This is a genomic window from Stenotrophomonas sp. P5_B8 (assembly GCF_054049855.1).
Genome location: NZ_JBFULO010000282.1, coordinates 2,501 through 4,982 on the forward strand (window position 1 = coordinate 2,501; position 2,482 = coordinate 4,982).

A 2,482-nucleotide genomic window follows, 5' to 3' on the forward strand; every position below is an offset into this window, starting at 1 on the left:
AGCCACCCTTTAAAGAAAGCGTAATAGCTCACTGGTCGAGTCGGTCTGCGGGGAAGATTTAACGGGGCTAAGCAGTGAACCGAAGCTTGGGGTGTGCATATTTATATGTACGCGGTAGAGGAGCGTTCCGTAAGCCGTTGAAGGTGGATTGAGAAGTCTGCTGGAGGTATCRGAAGTGCGAATGCTGACATGAGTAACGAYAATGCGGGTGAAAAACCCGCACGCCGAAAGCCCAAGGTTTCCTTGCGCAACGTTAATCGGCGCAGGGTGAGTCGGCCCCTAAGGCGAGGACGAAAGTCGTAGTCGATGGGAAGCAGGTTAATATTCCTGCACCTCGCGTAAGTGCGATGGAGGGACGGAGAAGGTTAGGTGTACCCGGCGTTGGTTGTCCGGGGGAAAGGAGGTAGGTTTGAATCTTTGGCAAATCCGGGATTCTTCAAGACCGAGCACCGAGACGAGCCTTTAAGGCGAAGTCACTGATACCACGCTTCCAGGAAAAGCTCCTAAGCTTCAGCTTACGCAGACCGTACCGTAAACCGACACAGGTGGGTAGGATGAGAATTCTCAGGCGCTTGAGAGAACTCGGGTGAAGGAACTAGGCAACATGGCACCGTAACTTCGGGAGAAGGTGCGCCCTTTTTGGTGGCTCATGCGAGCTATAGCTGAAGAGGGCCGCAGAAACCAGGCCGCTGCGACTGTTTATCAAAAACACAGCACTCTGCAAACACGAAAGTGGACGTATAGGGTGTGACGCCTGCCCGGTGCTGGAAGGTTAATTGATGGGGTCAGCCGCAAGGCGAAGCTCTTGATCGAAGCCCCAGTAAACGGCGGCCGTAACTATAACGGTCCTAAGGTAGCGAAATTCCTTGTCGGGTAAGTTCCGACCTGCACGAATGGCGTAACGACAGCGGCGCTGTCTCCACCCGAGACTCAGTGAAATTGAAATCGCTGTGAAGATGCAGCGTTCCCGTGGCAAGACGGAAAGACCCCGTGAACCTTTACTATAGCTTTACACTGAACGTTGAGTTCGTCTGTGTAGGATAGGTGGGAGGCTATGAAACTGTGGCGCTAGCTGCAGTGGAGCCATCCTTGAAATACCACCCTGTCGTGCTTGACGTTCTAACCTAGGTCCATAATCTGGATCGGGGACCGTGTATGGTGGGTAGTTTGACTGGGGCGGTCTCCTCCTAAAGAGTAACGGAGGAGCTCGAAGGTACGCTCAGCGCGGTCGGACATCGCGCACTGTGTGCAAAGGCATAAGCGTGCTTGACTGCAAGATCGACGGATCAAGCAGGTAGGAAACTAGGACTTAGTGATCCGGTGGTTCTGTATGGAAGGGCCATCGCTCAACGGATAAAAGGTACTCCGGGGATAACAGGCTGATACCGCCCAAGAGTTCATATCGACGGCGGTGTTTGGCACCTCGATGTCGGCTCATCRCATCCTGGGGCTGTAGTCGGTCCCAAGGGTWKGGCTGTTCGCCMWTTAAAGYGGTACGCGAGCTGGGTTCAGAACGTCGTGAGACAGTTCGGTCCCTATCTGCCATGGGCGTTGGAGATTTGAGAGGGGCTGCTCCTAGTACGAGAGGACCGGAGTGGACGAACCTCTGGTGTTCCGGTTGTCACGCCAGTGGCATTGCCGGGTAGCTATGTTCGGAAGCGATAACCGCTGAAAGCATCTAAGCGGGAAGCGCGCCTCAAGATGAGATCTCCCGGGGCACAAGCCCCCTGAAGGAACCATATAGACTATGTGGTTGATAGGTCAGGTGTGTAAGTACAGCAATGTATTGAGCTAACTGATACTAATGATCCGTGTGGCTTGACCATATAACCTCAAGTTGCCTTGGCCGACATGACATGTCGATAGATCCCAAGTGCACGCTACGTCACAAGACCAAACGAGAGGCAGGCGCTCAGGCGCGTCTCTTTGTAAAGCCGGCACAYCCGTGCCCGCTCCCTGCAAAGACACGACCTGCGGCGACACTCCAAAAGCCTCCCTGGTGAAATTAGCGCTGTGGAACCACCCGATCCCATCCCGAACTCGGAAGTGAAACGCAGCTGCGCCGATGGTAGTGTGGCTCAAGCCATGCGAGAGTAGGTCATCGCCAGGGTTTATACCCAAAAACCCCGCTGCTCAYGCAGCGGGGTTTTTCTTTGCGCGTGTTCCGGCGTCGGTGTCGCGCATTACCGTCCCGGTAGAGCCGAGCCATGCTCGGCTGCTTTCCAACACCTGTGCATGATCCCCCACCGGYGCGGTGCCGAGCATGGCTCGGCACTACCTGACSGCGGGGAATGCACAYACSTGTCCCSGTAGAGCCGAGCCATGCTCGGCTGCYTTCCAACACCTGTGCATGATCCCGACCGGCGCGGTGCCSAGCATGGCTCGGCACTAYCWGGCCGCGGGGWATGCACATACCCGTCCCGGTAGAGCCGAGCCATGCTCGGCTGCTTTCCAACACCTGTGCATGATYCCCACCGGCGCG

Annotated in this window: 2 rRNA genes (1 of these 2 only partly in view); both read left to right on the forward strand. The window is 55.9% G+C overall.

Annotated elements, in window-relative coordinates:
* Positions 1-1,826, forward strand: a 23S ribosomal RNA gene (locus tag ACXJKH_RS14440); it begins 1,055 nt to the left of the window's first position.
* 169 nt (positions 1,827-1,995) lie between these two features.
* A 5S ribosomal RNA gene (gene rrf / locus ACXJKH_RS14445) occupies positions 1,996-2,110 on the forward strand.
* The last annotated feature ends 372 nt before the right edge of the window (positions 2,111-2,482 follow it).